Consider the following 13417-nt stretch of genomic DNA (forward strand, 5'->3'; position numbering starts at 1 on the left):
TCTCCCGCTTGCAGTCAATTTGTTGAATCTTCAATCGCCTTGAAGTTTCCCGGCGGGAGGCGCTTAGTATGGGCTCCAAATGAAAGCCGAGCCTCCGCCCACCTCCCGCCCCTCGATTCACGAGGCGATGCGGCGCTTCACCCATGCGGCGCTACAGGCCTTCAACCGGATCCGCCTTCCAGGCCCCTCGGTGCTGCCAGTGGCGGGGGCGGTGGTGGGCCTCTACAGCGGACTGGCCGCGGGCATCTTCTCCAACCTCATCGGCGTGGTGAGCGGGCTCACCTTCAACGCCGCGTGGGTGGGTGACGCGCTGCGCCGCCCCGGCTCGCGCACACTGCTCTCCGCCTGGGACGCTCTGGCCAAGGCGCAGTGGCACCTCGAGCACGCCATCATCGGCGCGCCGCTGGCCTTCGGGGCCCTGCTGCTGGCGCGCATCATCGAGCCCGGCGGCCCCCGGGACGAGGTGAAGCGCCGGTTGCGCCTGCTCGCCCTGTTGGTGCTGGGCGCGCTCGCCCTCTACTACCCGCTGGTGGCCCTCACCGCGCTCAACCGCGCCTTCGGCAATGCCCACCACGTGACGGAGATCCTCCCGCACCTGCCCTGGTGGATCTACCTCGTGGCGCCCTCGCTGGGCGGCATGCTGGTGGGGAGGCTGTTGCGCGACTACCCGGACACCCACGGCCACGGGGTGCCCGAAGTGGTGCGCGCGGTGAAGAGCAACCAGGAGCTGCCCGGCCAGCGAGGGCTGCTCAAGCTGGTGGCCAGCGCCATCACCATCGGCAGCGGAGGCTCGGCCGGACGCGAGGGCCCCATCGTCTACGGAGGCGCCGCCTTCGCCTCCACGGTGGGCCGAACCCTGGGCTTCTCCCGCCGCGAGCTGGCCATCCTGCTGGCGTGCGGCGCCGGCGCCGGCATCTCCGCCTCCTTCAACGCCCCCATCGCCGGCGCCATGTTCGCGATGGAGATCATCCTGCGCGAGTTCGAGCTGCGCGTCTTCTCACCCATCATCCTCGCCAGCGTGGCGGGCACCCTGGTGAGCCGCGGCACCATGGGCGCCACCCCCATGCTCAACCGGCTCGGCTACCAGCTGGTGAGCGGCTGGGAGGTGCTCTGCTACGTGGGACTGGGGCTCGCGTGCGGTCTGCTCGCGTACGCCTTCGTGCGGCTGCTCCACCACTCGGAGGACTTCTTCGGCGGACGGGTGGCGGGGCGGATGTCGGCGTGGCTCGGCCAGCTCGGCCTGCCGCTGCGCGCGGGAATCGGCGGACTGTGCGCGGGCGTGCTCGCCCTGCTCAACCCCACCGTTTGGGGCAGCGGGCACGACTACATCAACCTGGCGGCCATCGGACAGCTCAGCTTCGTCTTCCTCGTCACCGCGTGCGTGGTGAAGCTGGCGGCCACCGCCATCACCCTGGGCTCGGGAGGCTCGGGAGGCACGTTCTTCCCCTCGGCGGTGATGGGGTCCATGCTGGGCGGCGCCTTCGGCACGCTGGTGCACTACTTCTTCCCCGCCAGCACCGGGCCGAGCGGCGCCTACGCCATCGTGGGCATGGGAGGCGCCGTGGCCGCGCTCACCCGAGGGCCGCTCACGGGGATGATGATGCTCTACGAGCTGAGCGGGAACCACGCCATCATCCTGCCGCTCATGGTGACGTGCACCATCGCCTCGGCGCTCTGCCACTACCTCACCGAGCGCAAGGCGCCCAAGACGCAGACGGACGAGGAGCTGCTGGCCACCACGCCCGTGCGCGCACTGATGCGCGAGCTGGCGCCCGTCCCCGCCAACATGCACCTGCGGCCGCTCATGGACCAGGTGCTCACCACCGAGAGCGGGACCCTGCCTGTGCTCGACGGGGAGGGGAAGCTGTACGGCATCGTCCAGGTGGACCACTTCCGGGACATCTGGCGCGACGAGGGGCTACACCCGATGCTCGTCGCCAGCGACCTGGCGCGCAAGGTGCCCCTGCTGTCGCCGGACACGGACCTGGCCCACGCGCTGCTCCTGATGGACCAGGAAGACGTGGACGCCCTGCCCGTGCAGGGGGTGCCCGGGAGTCAGACCTGTGGGCTGCTGACACGCGCGCTCGTGCGGAGGTTCATCTCCTCGTATCACGCGAGGCAGCACGCCCACGGAGAGCACATCGTGGCACCGACCGAGGCCGCGAACTGAGGGGGCCAAGGCCGTCCCCGCCATTACTTGCGCGGAGGGAGGTCGCGCTCCGATGGCGCCTTGCCCACCCGGGGCTCCTCTCCGCCCTCGCGGGAATACCCCCGATCCTCGCGCGAAGACCCTTCCTCGCCCCAGCGCGGCGAGTCCGTCGTGAGGGCGTGCTCCTCCTCCGACTCCTCCGCTGACGCCACCCGGAACTCCGGCCCTGGCTCGTCCGAGAGCTTCGTGCCCGCCTTCTTCGTGTCCTGGTCCTCGGCCTCCGCTACCCGCTCGGCGGGGATGGGCCCTCCGGCCGCGTTCAGGTCCTTCTTGTCGTCGCGGATGCTCATGGCTCGCTCCTGAGGCTCGCTGTCCACCCGTCCAACGTCATCACTGCGCTTCGGGTGCGCGAGCAGGCACCAGGGGCGGGCTGGAGAACGAGCGAGCGCCAGGTGTCCGTCTCTAGGAGCCGGTCTTCGGAGTATCCGCCAGCAACACGGCGGCACGCCGGGCCGCCGAGAGCAGCTCGTCGGACAGGGGGGTGCCCGCTGAGGCCCGGGCCAGGGACAGGGACCCGATGCAGAGGGCATAGGTCGCCAGCGCGCGCTCCCGCGCGTCCGCGCGCTCATCTCCGGGCAGATGTGCCGCGATGGCCTCCACCGTCACCCCCACCTCACGAGCCAGCGCCTCCTTCAGCTCCGCATCCCCACGCACCACGTCGGACAACACCGCGGGCAGCGGACACGCGGGTGACTCCGCGTCCCGGTGGGCCCGCGTGATGTAGCGCCGCACGAAGTGGCTCATCCACTCCGCGCCACGCAGATCGTCCAGGCCCTGAAACCACTCGGCGCGCCGGGCCGTCAGCATGCGCGAGAGCGACTCGATGAGGAGCGCCTGCTTGGAGGAGAAGTGCGCGTAGAACCCGCCCACCGTCAGCCCCGCGGCCTTCATCACCGTCTCCACGCTGGCCCCTGAAAACCCCTGCCGCCGGAAGAGGTGGCTCGCCGCCTCCAGGATGCGCTCGTGCGTGGCCTGCTTCTGCTCTGTGGGATGGCCCATTCGATACGACCTCACTTCTCCACATCATAGCCATCATCCGCTCCACACGCACGGCCCCAGTGTTCATCCAGGGTTGCATTCATATTATGGCCATCATATTGATGGGGTGAGACCCTGCGGTGGGGATGAACCCCGCCGCGAACGGGAGGCGTTGGCACATGGATGCATTCATCGTGGACGCGGTCCGGACTCCGCGCGCCCGGGCGAAGCCTGGCAAGGGCGCCCTCAGCGCGCTGCACCCGCAGGAGCTCCTGGCGCAGACGCTGCAACAGCTCCCTCTGCGCACGGGAGTGGACGTCACGGACGTGGATGACGTGGTCATCGGCAGCGTGGCGCAGATCAACGAGCAAGGGGCCAACATCGCGCGCAACGCGGTACTGGCCGCGGGCTGGCCCATCTCCGTGCCCGGCTTCAGCCTCAACCGCTTCTGCGGCTCGGGACTGCAGGCCCTGGCGGTGGCCGCCATGGGCGTCGCCTCCGGAGCTCAGCGGCTCGTCGTCGCCGGTGGCGTGGAACAGATGAGCCGGCTGGGGCTGGGGGCGGACGGAGGAGGCACCGATGGTGGAAACACCCACCTGCGCCGCCGCTTCTTCCAGGTGCCGCAGGGCATCTCCGCCGACCTCATCGCCACCCGAGAGGGCTTCTCCCGTCAGGACCTGGATGCCTTCGGCCTGCGCTCGCAGCAGCTCGCCGTCCAGGCCCAAGCCGAGGGACGCTTCTCGCGAGGGCTCTTCCCCGTGAAGCACCCGGACACCGGAGAGGTGCTGCTCGCCACGGATGACCATCCCCGCCGCGACACGACACTCGAGAAGCTGGCCGCCCTGCCGGCCTCCTTCACCCAGTTGGGTGCGCAACCCGCCGGCCCCAACGGCGAGACGCTGGATGAGCTCGCGCTGAGTGCATACCCGCGGACGCCCGCGGTGCACCACCTCCACACGGCGGGGACCTCCAGTGGCATCGCCGATGGCGCCGCCGCGCTGCTCGTGGCCTCTGGCGATTACGTGCGCGCACACGGGTTGAAGGCCCGCGCGCGCGTGCGCGCCGTCACCACCGTGGGGAGCGACCCCATCCTCATGCTCACGGCTCCCGCCCCCGCCGCCATCAAGGCCCTCAAGGCCGCGGGCATGGGGGTGCGCGACGTCGACCTGTGGGAGATCAACGAGGCGTTCGCGGCCGTGGTGCTGCAGACGGCTCGCACCCTGGAGCTGGACCTCGAGCGCGTCAACGTCAATGGAGGCGCCATCGCCTTGGGCCACCCCCTGGGAGCCACGGGCAGCGTGCTGGTGGGAACCGCCCTGGATGAGCTCGAGCGACGGGGCAAGACCGTCGCAGTGGTGGTGTTGTGCACCAGTGGTGGGCAGGCCGTCGCGGCGGTACTCGAGCGCGTGTAGCCTCGCTCCCCCACCGGCCACGTCACACCAGGCATGAGCGCCCTCCCTCCAGGTCTCACGAGGGAGAGGCGACATGGATTCGAGCGTCACCCCCGAGCGGATCCTCCAGCTCGGGCTGGGCTTCTGGGGCACCAAGACGTTGTTGAGCGCGGTGGAGCTGGGACTCTTCACCGTGCTAGCCGAGGGGCCACAGGAGGGAGCGGAGCTGGCGGAGCGGCTCTGCCTGCACCCGCGCAGCTGGCGCGACTTCCTGGATGCGCTCGTGGCCCTGGGCATGCTGCGGCGTGACGGGGACGGCCGGTACGCCAACACACCCGAGACCGGCACGTTCCTGGATCGCTCCCAGCCCGGCTACATCGGCGGCATGCTCGAGATGGCCAACGCCCGGCTGTACGGCTTCTGGGGCTCGCTCAGCGAGGCACTGCGCACCGGCCAGCCCCAGAACGAGGAGAAGACCGGGGGAGCCAACCTGTTCGACGCGCTCTACGCCCACCCGAACCACCTGCGCGGCTTCCTCCAGGCCATGAGCGGCGCGAGCCTGGGCCCCGCACGTGCCATCGCCGCGAAGTTCCCCTGGGAGCGTTACCAGTGCTTCGCCGATATCGGCACGGCCCAGGGCTGTCTGCCCGCGCAGCTCACGCTGGCGCACGAGCACCTCACCGGCATCGGCTTCGATCTGCCGCCGGTCGCTCCGGTCTTCGAGGCATACGTGGGACAGCTCGGCCTGTCCGGACGGCTGCGCTTCCAGGGAGGCAACTTCTTCCACGACGCCCTCCCCGAGGCCGACGTGCTCGTGATGGGCCACATCCTCCACGACTGGGATCTCGAGCAGAAGAAGACCCTGCTCTCCGCGGCCCTGCGCGCACTGCCCCGGGGCGGAGCCCTCGTGGTGTACGACGCCATCATCGACGACACGCGGAGCACGAACGCCTTCGGGCTGCTGATGAGCCTGAACATGCTCATCGAGACGCACGGCGGCTTCGACTACACCGGGGCCGACTGCATCGGGTGGATGCGCGAGGTCGGCTTCCGAGAGGCCCGCCTCGAGCACCTGGCCGGGCCCGACTCGATGGTCATCGGCACGAAGTGAGGGACGGAGTCACTCGAAGCGAGTAGCTTGCCGCGAAACCTCCCGAGGAGTCGCGCGCCCCGTGCCGAACGCCGATCAGCTCCGCGAAAACGCACCTCCACGCCAGCGGGCACTGGCCGAAGCGGCGCTCGTGCTCGTCACCGTGTTCCTCCCCGCGAACCTCGGCGCGTTCGGGATGCTGCCCCTCGCAGCAATCACCACCCTCCTGGCCGCCTGGGGACTGCTGCTGCTGCATCCCTGGACGGAGTGGCGCTCGGGCCAGCGGGGCCGGGCCATCGGCTGTGTCCTGCTCTTCGGGCTCGCGCTCGGTGCCGCGATGGCGCCCGTCTGGTTCGGAGAGGCCCCCGAGCCGCCGCCCCGCCTCGGAGTGAGGCACACCAGCGTCACCCTGAACGGTGACGGCCAGCCCGGGCGAAAGGCCGTCGAGCTCACCCACGTGGAGCCGGGGCTTCCCGCAGACGGGGTCCTCGAGGCCGGAGACCGCATCCTCGCGGTGGATGGCGAGCCCCTGTCCGGCTCGGATCCCGAGGCGGATTTCCAGAAGCACATCCGGGAGGCAGGGGGAGGCGCCAGCACCGATGTCCGCTTCACCCTCGAGCGGAAGGGAGAGACGCGCGAGGTGACGGCTCACATCGGGCCCGCGCGCAAGGCCGTGCCCTTCAAGCCAGGGTCGATGACGTGGCTGTGCCTGCGCGCGCTCGGCATGAGCCTGCTCGTGGCGTTGCTGGTCTGGAGGGACGGACAGGGCCCGGCGCAGCTGGGGCTCGTCCGCGAGGGGCTGGTGCGCGAGCTGCTCCTCGGCATCCCCGTCACCCTCGGCGCGTATACCGCCAATATCGCCGCCGCGATTCCGCTCGCCGCGCTCGCCGCGCTCCTGAAGCTCGGCGGAAAGGAGGCCCTCGCACGCAAGGAGGTGGCCACCGCGCTCATGGAGACGGGGCTCGGCTTGCCGACCTTCGCCGCGGCCATGCTGATCGTGACCGGCTTCGAGGAGCTCACCTTCCGGGGCTTCCTCGTCCCCCGGCTCCAGGTGCTCCTGGGCCACTGGTACGCCGCGGCGCTCGTCTCGGCCGCGCTCTTCGGTCTGGGGCACTTCTACGAAGGCACCTTCGCTGTCTTCCAGACCGCCGTGCTCGGGGCCTACTTCGGCGTCGTCTTCGTCCACCGCGCCCGCCTGCCCTCCGTGTGGCTGGCCCACGCGGCCTTCAACACCCTCAACTTCGCGCTGATGATGTGGCTCCAGCGCTCGGGGCTCTTCGAGAAGCTCACCGGATAGACCATGCTCCAACACCTGCTCCGACTCTCACGGCACTCCCCCGCGGTCGACATGGAGACCGTCCGCAAGGAAGCGCTCTCGGACGAGCGCATCCGGGAATTGCACGCGGTCGCCAACAGCCTGATGGCCGAGGACCTGGAGCACTTCCGCGTGCACGCCCTGTCCAATGAGCTCGTCCACGTCTTCCGCCGCACGGATACCGGGAGCATCGTCGGCTTCCAGTTCTGGAAGACGGCGCCCATCGGGCTGCCCCGGAGCCGCATCATCCTCGGAGGCAAGCTGCGGATCCTCCCCGAGTTCCGCAACCGTGGCCTGCACCTGCTCTCCGGCCTGACGTTCTTCTTCCAGAACAAGCTCCGGCATCCCCGGACCCGGCACTACCGTCTGTCCATCGCCAGCCTGTTCGGCTTCGTGTCCATCACCGAGGCCCTGGCGCGGTATCAGCTCTTCGAGCCTCGGATGAACACCGAGGAAGGCCGAGCCCTCCGGGACGCCTTCTTCAAGCTGGCCGAGGAGAGCCACTTCAAGGTGGACGAGGAGAGGGGTGTCTTCTTCGTCAACATCTTCATGAAGCCCGAGACGCTGAGCCGCTTCTCGCCGGACTACTTCCAGCGGCCTTCGGCCAGGGCCTATGCCACGATCAATCCGGAGTTCCGGACCAACGGCAGCTACGCCGGCTTCTGGTTCCGCTTCACGCCGGACAACCTGGCCTCGTTGACGAGCGCCACCCTGCGCAAGCTGCTGCGCAGCCCGGGAACTGGCTCGAAGTCCTGAGCCCACCGGGCTGAAGGCCTCTCAATGAGCGGGGGCCAGACGCCACATCCGGGCGAAGCCGCCCGACAGCACGAAACGAGGGAACGTCACCCACTGCTCGACGAAGATCCGCGCGATGACATCGAGCGGGCCGCGAAATGGCACGGGCGCGGAGGTCTCGAGGCGGTGGCCTCGGCCCTGGAGCGCCATCGCCCCCGCCATGGCCACGAGGCCGGGCAGCACGCTCCAGAGCGAGGTGAAGGGGGCCGTGACGAGCAGCACGGTCCCGAGCTGGAACAGCGGCACCGTCACCGCATGCAGCAGCAGGTTGCGGCGGTCGCGGTGGTTGTCGGGGTAGAGGTTCAACTGCCAGGCGAGCAGTCCTGCAGAGCGGTCGTCATTCATGCCCTGGATGTACGACGCGCCCCCGCCGCCGTCTTGAATGAACTGGCTGCGCCGAGAGGCCTCAACATCGAGGGGGCCATGCCCAGCATGCGCCGGAAGGAGCGCGACATGTGGGCGGCATCGGAGAAGCCCGCGGCATGGGCGGCCTCTCCCAGGGGCATGCCCGACACGATGGCCGCGGCCGCCTGCTGGAGCCTGAGCCAGGCGAGGTAGGGCCGCAGGGGCAGCCCAATGGATTCCGTGAAGGCATGCATCAGACGCCCCGGAGAGAGCCCCACCTGCTCCGCGAGAGCGGGCAGCGAGGTGTCTCCATCGGGGGGCAGACGGCTCAGCAACCGGAGCAGCTTTCGCACCCGTGGGTGCATGGCACGCGGCGGCGGTGCCGAGCCGGCGCCGAGGACCTCGACGACACGGTGGATCCACTCGACGCCCTCGGCCCGCATGAGGCGCATGGGGTCCGCGTCCCGGGCGAGGACGTCGCGCTCCTCGGCCGAGAGGGCACGAAAGGCTCCATCGAGCGAGGCCTTGAGCACCGCACCCGCTTCACTCTCGGGGTCCAGGAAGACGAGCAGCACCTCGCGCCCCGCGGCATCAATGGCGTGGGGCACGTCGGGCGCCGTCAGCACCCCCGCCATCTCGCGCCAGGGTCCGCGGCCGGCCCGCACGCGCAGCAGCCCGTCGAGGCCCAGCACCAGGTGCATGGCATGGTGGGCGTGGCCGGTGCTGCTTCCGCCAGGCCCTCGCGTGGCCAGCAGGGGCGGCCAGACCGGCAGGGACGCCCCGGGGAGAATGGGAGGTGCTCCAGAGATGCGCACGCCCCCATGGTACACACGGGCCGCCGCACGCAGTGCAAAAGGGGATGATGGCCGATGCGGCGTGGCCCCAATACTGAAGGCGCTGGGGCGTAAGCTTCCGATCCACCCCATGCAGTACCCGTGCATCAAGCCCGCCTGGGTAACGTCCTATTGCAGGCGTACCTTCATACGCTCCACGATGCCACTGGGCCGCCCCATGAAGGTATCGAGCAGGCGTTCCTCGACATGGTGCTCGTCCCAAACAGCCATTGGCTCGAGCCCGACACACTCCTGGGGCTCGGCACTTCTCGAATTGCCGACAGAGTCGAAGATCCTGCAGCTACGGAAGTCTCCCACGTCCTGCCAGTAATGGACAATCGGTTGAGTCAGCGGCTCCTCAAGCTTTCTCCGTCCAATGACCTCCCACGAACTCGGCTCCAAATGGCGGACAGCAATCTTGAAAAGGATGGGCTTGGAGGCGATCCGGTCAAGGTCCGAGTCAGGGCTTTCAGTCCTGTACTCGTAGAAGGCATCAAACGGTGGCTTGAGTGCCCTTCCGTAGCCGAAAGTGCCGTCAGCGAGGGGAATCCTCAAGAAGGTCCCCGGTCTATGCATGCGTACTTTCGTCATTTCCTAATATCCCGTGTAAGGATGAAATCGACCCCAGCGCTCGGAGGCTCCCTATTGCAGGCGTACCTTCAGGTCCTCCACCGAGGCATTGGGCCGCCCCATGAAGGTGTCGAGCAGGCGGTTCTCGACACCGTGCTGTTCCCAAACAGCCATTGCCTCGAGCCCGACACACTCCTGGGGCTCGGCACTTCTCGAATTGCCGACGGTGTCGAAGATCGTGCAGTCGCGGAAGTTCCCCATATCCTGCCTAAATTGGACAATGGGTTGAGCCAGGGACTCCTCAAGCTTTCTTCGTCCAATGACCTCCCACGAGCCCGGCTCCAAATGGCGGACAGCAATCTTGAAAAGGATGGGTTTGGAAGCGATCCGGTCAAGGTCCGAGTCAGGGCTTTCGGTCCTGTAGTCGTAGAAGGCATCAAATACTCGCGAAAGCGCCCTCCCATAACCGAAAGTCCCGTCGGCAAGGGGAATTCTCAGAAAGGTCCCCGGTCTATGTATGCGCACCTTCTTCATTTCCTAATACCCCGTGTAAGGATGAACCTGACCCCAGCGCTCCGTGGCCGCGTCGTGAAACCGCCTGCCCCACGGATTGTTTTTCGCCACACCGCGCACGACATTCTCGGTTCGATGGGGCTTTCCAGTGTCAGACCAGGCGCCTCCATGGGAATCAATCAACTGCTGCTCCCTTCCGCGAATCCGCCAATATGCGGCATCGTCATATCGTCGGCCATAGTCAATGGCGGCCCCAATATCGAATTTATCAACCCTCGCGGAATCGAACGCAGCTCCATTGGGATCATCGTTCTCGTCGATGTGATGGTTCATGTCTCGAAAAATGACGGCTAGAGCCGCCTGTTCTTCGAGAGGCATGGTGAGATCGACGACCATGCTGGTTCGCCCCAAGTAGTAGCGATGGGTGTTCTTGTTGAGCTTCCTGTAGGTCACGTATATGCGTCCCCGCCTTTTCTTGTCATCCTTGTCGGGTTCTGATTTTGGCGATGCGCTAGGAGGAGCGAGCGGGGCGGATGTCGGTCCCGTTCGGGCCTTGGACCCCCCTGTTCCTGCACCGTCGGATGCATTGGATGGGTATTGACCCTGGACCCACCCAGACACATCGCCGAAGTGCGTGCCGTAAAACTCGTCCGAGGTGTCGATCGGGGTCTCCGACCCATCCACGGCCGCCTCGACGGTCAAGCAGAGCAAGACCACACTACCGGCTGCCGCGGAAACCGCGCCTCCAGTGACGATGAGCTCTCCCGCCGCACCACCAGCCCCGACTTCTCCCGCGGCCGTGCTGCCTTCTGGCACGAGCCGGAGCACGCCGCGTGGTATGCCATTACCCAAACCCTCGCCAGAAAGCCCCTCCAGTGGAGGTGACGAGGGTGGGGTCAGCGGCGCCGCTGGCGAAGCCGTCCCCAGCGTTGCCGCCACAGGCACTACTTCCACGCCAGCGCGAGCTGAGTGGAACGCTTCACTCCGTGTTCCCGACGCAACGTAACTGCGAGGAACATAAACACAGCGCTCTTGATGGCCCGTGGCGGGACGGACACTCTGGGCAGCGCCGCTACACCCCACGAGAAACATGCAGAGCAGCACAGCCCACCCGCGTGGCATGCAGCGCCTCCTGGCGTTGACTCCTTCCACAAAGAGTTCGATTCGAGATTACGGGTAGGCCGTGCGTTCATGTCAACACGCACGGAATCAGGCCAGCACCCACCAGCTCCCGAGCAGCACCGAGCCGAACGAGGCCACCGCGGGCACATGGCGCAGGAGCGCCCCGGGTTTCGGCACGGCGCGCGAGCTGGCCGACAACGCCGCCGTCAGCGCTGCCATAGCCACCGTGCTCCCCAGGACGAACCCCCCGAGGAACAGCGCCTGCCACGCGGGCGAGTGGGACACCGCCGCCGGCAACAGCAGCAGCACCGCCGCCGCGCCCGACAGGCCGTGAATGAAGCCGATGGAGAGCATGCTCCAGACCGTCGCCGCGCTCTTACCCGGCACGGCGGAGCCCTCGGCGGGCGAGCGATGGGTCAGCCACCGGAGCAGGCCCACCGCCCCCGTCACCAGCAGCGCGCTCCCCGCCAGGCGATCTCCCCACGTCCGCAGCACATCGAGGTCCAGCGCCGCGGCCACCACCGCCACGGCCGCCGCGCACAGCAGCGTGCCGAACCCATGTCCCAGTCCCCACAACAGCCCCACGCGCCAGGCCCTCCGGCGGATCCCCAGGGAGAGCGGCGCCAGGCTCAGCAGATGGTCCGGGCCGGAGACGGCGTGAATCGCACCCGATCCCAATCCAGCAAGGGCTGCAGCGGTCATGGCCTTCCTCCCAATCCCCGAGCGGCCGGCACACGCCGGCCTCTGATGGGCAGGAAGATGCGCCCCGGCGCCTCATAAGGCCAAGACACACTTTCCATCGTCTTGATAGCCTCGACCTATCAGTTGCCCCATGGCCCCAAGCCGGGAGGCAGGCGTGGGCGCGCAGTCCTTCGACCGCTTTACATTCGTTTACACGGCGCACATACGCCGGAGACATGGGCTCCCCACCCTGCGTGCATCACCCAGCCGGCCTCACGGCCCGGGAGTCCCATGTCTGCTCTTCGCTCGCAGTCCACTCCGCACCGCCTGCTCCTCACGGCCGTGCTGCTCCTGTCCTTCCCGATGGCGCTCGCGGCGCCCTCGGACCTGCCCCGCGCCACTTCTCCCGAGGCGGAAGGCATCGACCCGAAGGCCCTGGCGGAGCTCGTCCGCGGTGCCGAGGCGTCTCAGTCCAGCGGGCTCGTCATCCTGAAGAACGGCAAGCTCGTGGGCGAGTGGACCTTCGGCTCCGCGTCGTCCCGCATCGAGGCGATGTCCGTCACCAAGTCCATCGCGAGCATGGCCATCCTGAAGCTGCTCGGGGACGGGAAGATTCCCTCTCTGGACGAGCCGGTGCACCACTACTTCCCCGAGTGGAACCAGGGCCGCAAGAAGGACATCACCCTGCGCCACCTGCTCAACCACACCTCGGGGCTCCAGTCCGCCCCGACGACGGAAGAAATCTACCGGAGCCCCGACTTCGTGAAGCTCGCGCTGGCCGCGGAGCTGACCGAGGCGCCCGGCACCCAGCTCCGCTACAACAACAAGGCCGTCAACCTGCTCGCCGCCATCGTGCAGAAGGTGTCCGGCCAGCGGCTGGACCGCTACATGGCGCAGGCCCTCTTCAAGCCGCTGGGCATCACCGACTTCACCTGGACGCTGGATGGTGCGGGCAACCCCCACGTCATGTCGGGCCTGCAGCTGCACCCGCGAGACCTGGCGAAGCTCGGCCAGTTGATGCTGGACGAGGGGATGTGGCAGGGGCGTCGCGTGCTGGCAGCCGAGTGGGTGAAGCAGGCCGTGGCGCGGCAGGAGGGCGTTGCCTCCGACAGTGGCCTGCTGTGGTGGCCCATGCCCGCGTGGATGAAGCTCACGGTGGATGACGCGCTCCTCATGTCCTGGAAGAAGGCCGGGATGCCCGAGGCGCTCATCCAGGAGGTCTCAGCGCTGAAGGGGAAGACCTTCCCGGACAAGCCTTCCTTCTTTGCCGCACTCCAGGCACTGCGTCCGGACGGATCCCTCATCCCCCTGCTCCAGAAGGAGAAACAGGCACGCGACGTGAGGCTCGCGAGCATCGAGCTGGGCCCCATCATTGGTTTCAACGGCAACGGCTGGCTCGGCCAGTTCCTCGTCGTCATCCCCGAGCAGCGGCTGGTGGCGGTTCGCATGTACGCCCCAAAGGACGAGACCTCCCAGCCCAAACCGGGAGGGGTCACGGACTTCGGCGACTTCATGTCCCGCGTGCTCACCCTCTCCCAGGCCTCGGCACGGAGCGCGGAGCAGGTACGGTAGGCT

At 68.0% G+C, this 13417-nt stretch carries 14 protein-coding genes; 6 read left to right on the plus strand and 8 right to left on the minus strand.

Going from position 1 to position 13417, the window contains the following annotated elements; genetic code table 11:
- The first annotated feature begins 79 nt into the window (after nt 1–79).
- On the plus strand, nt 80–2170 hold the full coding sequence (locus tag DAT35_RS11655) for a chloride channel protein (RefSeq protein WP_233261417.1): 2091 nt from the start codon (nt 80–82) through the stop codon (nt 2168–2170).
- Nucleotides 2171–2193: 23 nt separating this feature from the next.
- On the opposite strand, the gene DAT35_RS11660 is transcribed toward DAT35_RS11655, so the two are convergent.
- Nucleotides 2194–2499, minus strand: coding sequence for a hypothetical protein (locus tag DAT35_RS11660; protein ID WP_108067012.1), 306 nt, complete (start codon nt 2497–2499; stop codon nt 2194–2196).
- 112 nt (nt 2500–2611) lie between these two features.
- Nucleotides 2612–3208, minus strand: coding sequence for a TetR/AcrR family transcriptional regulator (locus DAT35_RS11665; protein ID WP_108067013.1), 597 nt, complete (start codon nt 3206–3208; stop codon nt 2612–2614).
- A gap of 158 nt (nt 3209–3366) precedes the next feature.
- Between DAT35_RS11665 and DAT35_RS11670 the strand changes: the two genes are divergently transcribed.
- From DAT35_RS11670 to DAT35_RS11685, 4 genes are all read left to right on the plus strand, one after another.
- Nucleotides 3367–4599: an acetyl-CoA C-acyltransferase gene (locus DAT35_RS11670; RefSeq protein ID WP_108067014.1), complete on the plus strand. Its 1233-nt coding sequence runs from the start codon at nt 3367–3369 to the stop codon at nt 4597–4599.
- 73 nt (nt 4600–4672) lie between these two features.
- Nucleotides 4673–5689 carry a methyltransferase gene (locus tag DAT35_RS11675; RefSeq protein ID WP_108067015.1) on the plus strand — a complete coding sequence of 339 codons (1017 nt, stop codon included), beginning with the start codon at nt 4673–4675 and terminating at the stop codon, nt 5687–5689.
- Between the two features lie 61 nt (nt 5690–5750).
- Nucleotides 5751–6965, plus strand: coding sequence for a type II CAAX prenyl endopeptidase Rce1 family protein (locus DAT35_RS11680; RefSeq protein WP_108067016.1), 1215 nt, complete (start codon nt 5751–5753; stop codon nt 6963–6965).
- A gap of 3 nt (nt 6966–6968) precedes the next feature.
- Complete coding sequence (locus DAT35_RS11685) at nt 6969–7739, plus strand: hypothetical protein (RefSeq protein WP_199242863.1); 771 nt, start codon at nt 6969–6971, stop codon at nt 7737–7739.
- 21 nt (nt 7740–7760) lie between these two features.
- Here DAT35_RS11685 and DAT35_RS11690 read toward each other — a convergent pair whose 3' ends face one another.
- The 6 genes from DAT35_RS11690 to DAT35_RS60630 all read right to left on the minus strand — a co-directional run bounded on the left by DAT35_RS11690 (nt 7761) and on the right by DAT35_RS60630 (nt 11863).
- Nucleotides 7761–8123 (minus strand): terminase, encoded by a 363-nt coding sequence (locus DAT35_RS11690; protein WP_108067017.1) that lies wholly within the window; start codon nt 8121–8123, stop codon nt 7761–7763.
- On the minus strand, nt 8120–8938 hold the full coding sequence (locus tag DAT35_RS11695) for a helix-turn-helix transcriptional regulator (protein WP_233261418.1): 819 nt from the start codon (nt 8936–8938) through the stop codon (nt 8120–8122). Before DAT35_RS11695 ends, DAT35_RS11690 begins: the two co-directional genes overlap by 4 nt.
- Nucleotides 8939–9085: 147 nt before the next feature.
- Nucleotides 9086–9547 (minus strand): immunity 26/phosphotriesterase HocA family protein, encoded by a 462-nt coding sequence (locus tag DAT35_RS11700; RefSeq protein ID WP_108067019.1) that lies wholly within the window; start codon nt 9545–9547, stop codon nt 9086–9088.
- A 51-nt stretch (nt 9548–9598) separates the two neighbouring features.
- The gene (locus tag DAT35_RS11705; RefSeq protein ID WP_108067020.1) at nt 9599–10060 is read right to left on the minus strand and encodes an immunity 26/phosphotriesterase HocA family protein; all 462 of its coding nucleotides are present in this window, start codon (nt 10058–10060) and stop codon (nt 9599–9601) included.
- Nucleotides 10061–10063: 3 nt separating this feature from the next.
- On the minus strand, nt 10064–10492 hold the full coding sequence (locus DAT35_RS58080; protein ID WP_146209669.1) for a hypothetical protein: 429 nt from the start codon (nt 10490–10492) through the stop codon (nt 10064–10066).
- Between the two features lie 756 nt (nt 10493–11248).
- A complete protein-coding gene (locus DAT35_RS60630; protein WP_233261419.1) occupies nt 11249–11863 on the minus strand; it encodes a hypothetical protein in 615 nt (204 codons plus the stop codon).
- A gap of 270 nt (nt 11864–12133) precedes the next feature.
- On the opposite strand from DAT35_RS60630, the gene DAT35_RS11720 reads away from it, so the two are divergent.
- The gene (locus DAT35_RS11720) at nt 12134–13414 is read left to right on the plus strand and encodes a serine hydrolase (RefSeq protein WP_108067021.1); all 1281 of its coding nucleotides are present in this window, start codon (nt 12134–12136) and stop codon (nt 13412–13414) included.
- Nucleotides 13415–13417 lie beyond the last annotated feature (3 nt).

The sequence above is a fragment of the Vitiosangium sp. GDMCC 1.1324 genome, from assembly GCF_003044305.1.
Lineage (GTDB): Bacteria > Myxococcota > Myxococcia > Myxococcales > Myxococcaceae > Archangium.

Excerpts from the sequence above, each read along its gene's own strand:
- DAT35_RS11705 (WP_108067020.1), bottom strand. The coding sequence starts at position 10,060 with ATGAAGAAGGTGCGCATACATAGACCGGGGACCTTTCTGAGAATTCCC.
- DAT35_RS11670 (WP_108067014.1), top strand. The coding sequence starts at position 3,367 with ATGGATGCATTCATCGTGGACGCGGTCCGGACTCCGCGCGCCCGGGCG.
- DAT35_RS60630 (WP_233261419.1), bottom strand. The coding sequence starts at position 11,863 with ATGACCGCTGCAGCCCTTGCTGGATTGGGATCGGGTGCGATTCACGCC.
- DAT35_RS11685 (WP_199242863.1), top strand. The coding sequence starts at position 6,969 with ATGCTCCAACACCTGCTCCGACTCTCACGGCACTCCCCCGCGGTCGAC.
- DAT35_RS11675 (WP_108067015.1), top strand. The coding sequence starts at position 4,673 with ATGGATTCGAGCGTCACCCCCGAGCGGATCCTCCAGCTCGGGCTGGGC.
- DAT35_RS11655 (WP_233261417.1), top strand. The coding sequence starts at position 80 with ATGAAAGCCGAGCCTCCGCCCACCTCCCGCCCCTCGATTCACGAGGCG.
- DAT35_RS11690 (WP_108067017.1), bottom strand. The coding sequence starts at position 8,123 with ATGAATGACGACCGCTCTGCAGGACTGCTCGCCTGGCAGTTGAACCTC.
- DAT35_RS11665 (WP_108067013.1), bottom strand. The coding sequence starts at position 3,208 with ATGGGCCATCCCACAGAGCAGAAGCAGGCCACGCACGAGCGCATCCTG.
- DAT35_RS11660 (WP_108067012.1), bottom strand. The coding sequence starts at position 2,499 with ATGAGCATCCGCGACGACAAGAAGGACCTGAACGCGGCCGGAGGGCCC.
- DAT35_RS11700 (WP_108067019.1), bottom strand. The coding sequence starts at position 9,547 with ATGACGAAAGTACGCATGCATAGACCGGGGACCTTCTTGAGGATTCCC.
- DAT35_RS11720 (WP_108067021.1), top strand. The coding sequence starts at position 12,134 with ATGTCTGCTCTTCGCTCGCAGTCCACTCCGCACCGCCTGCTCCTCACG.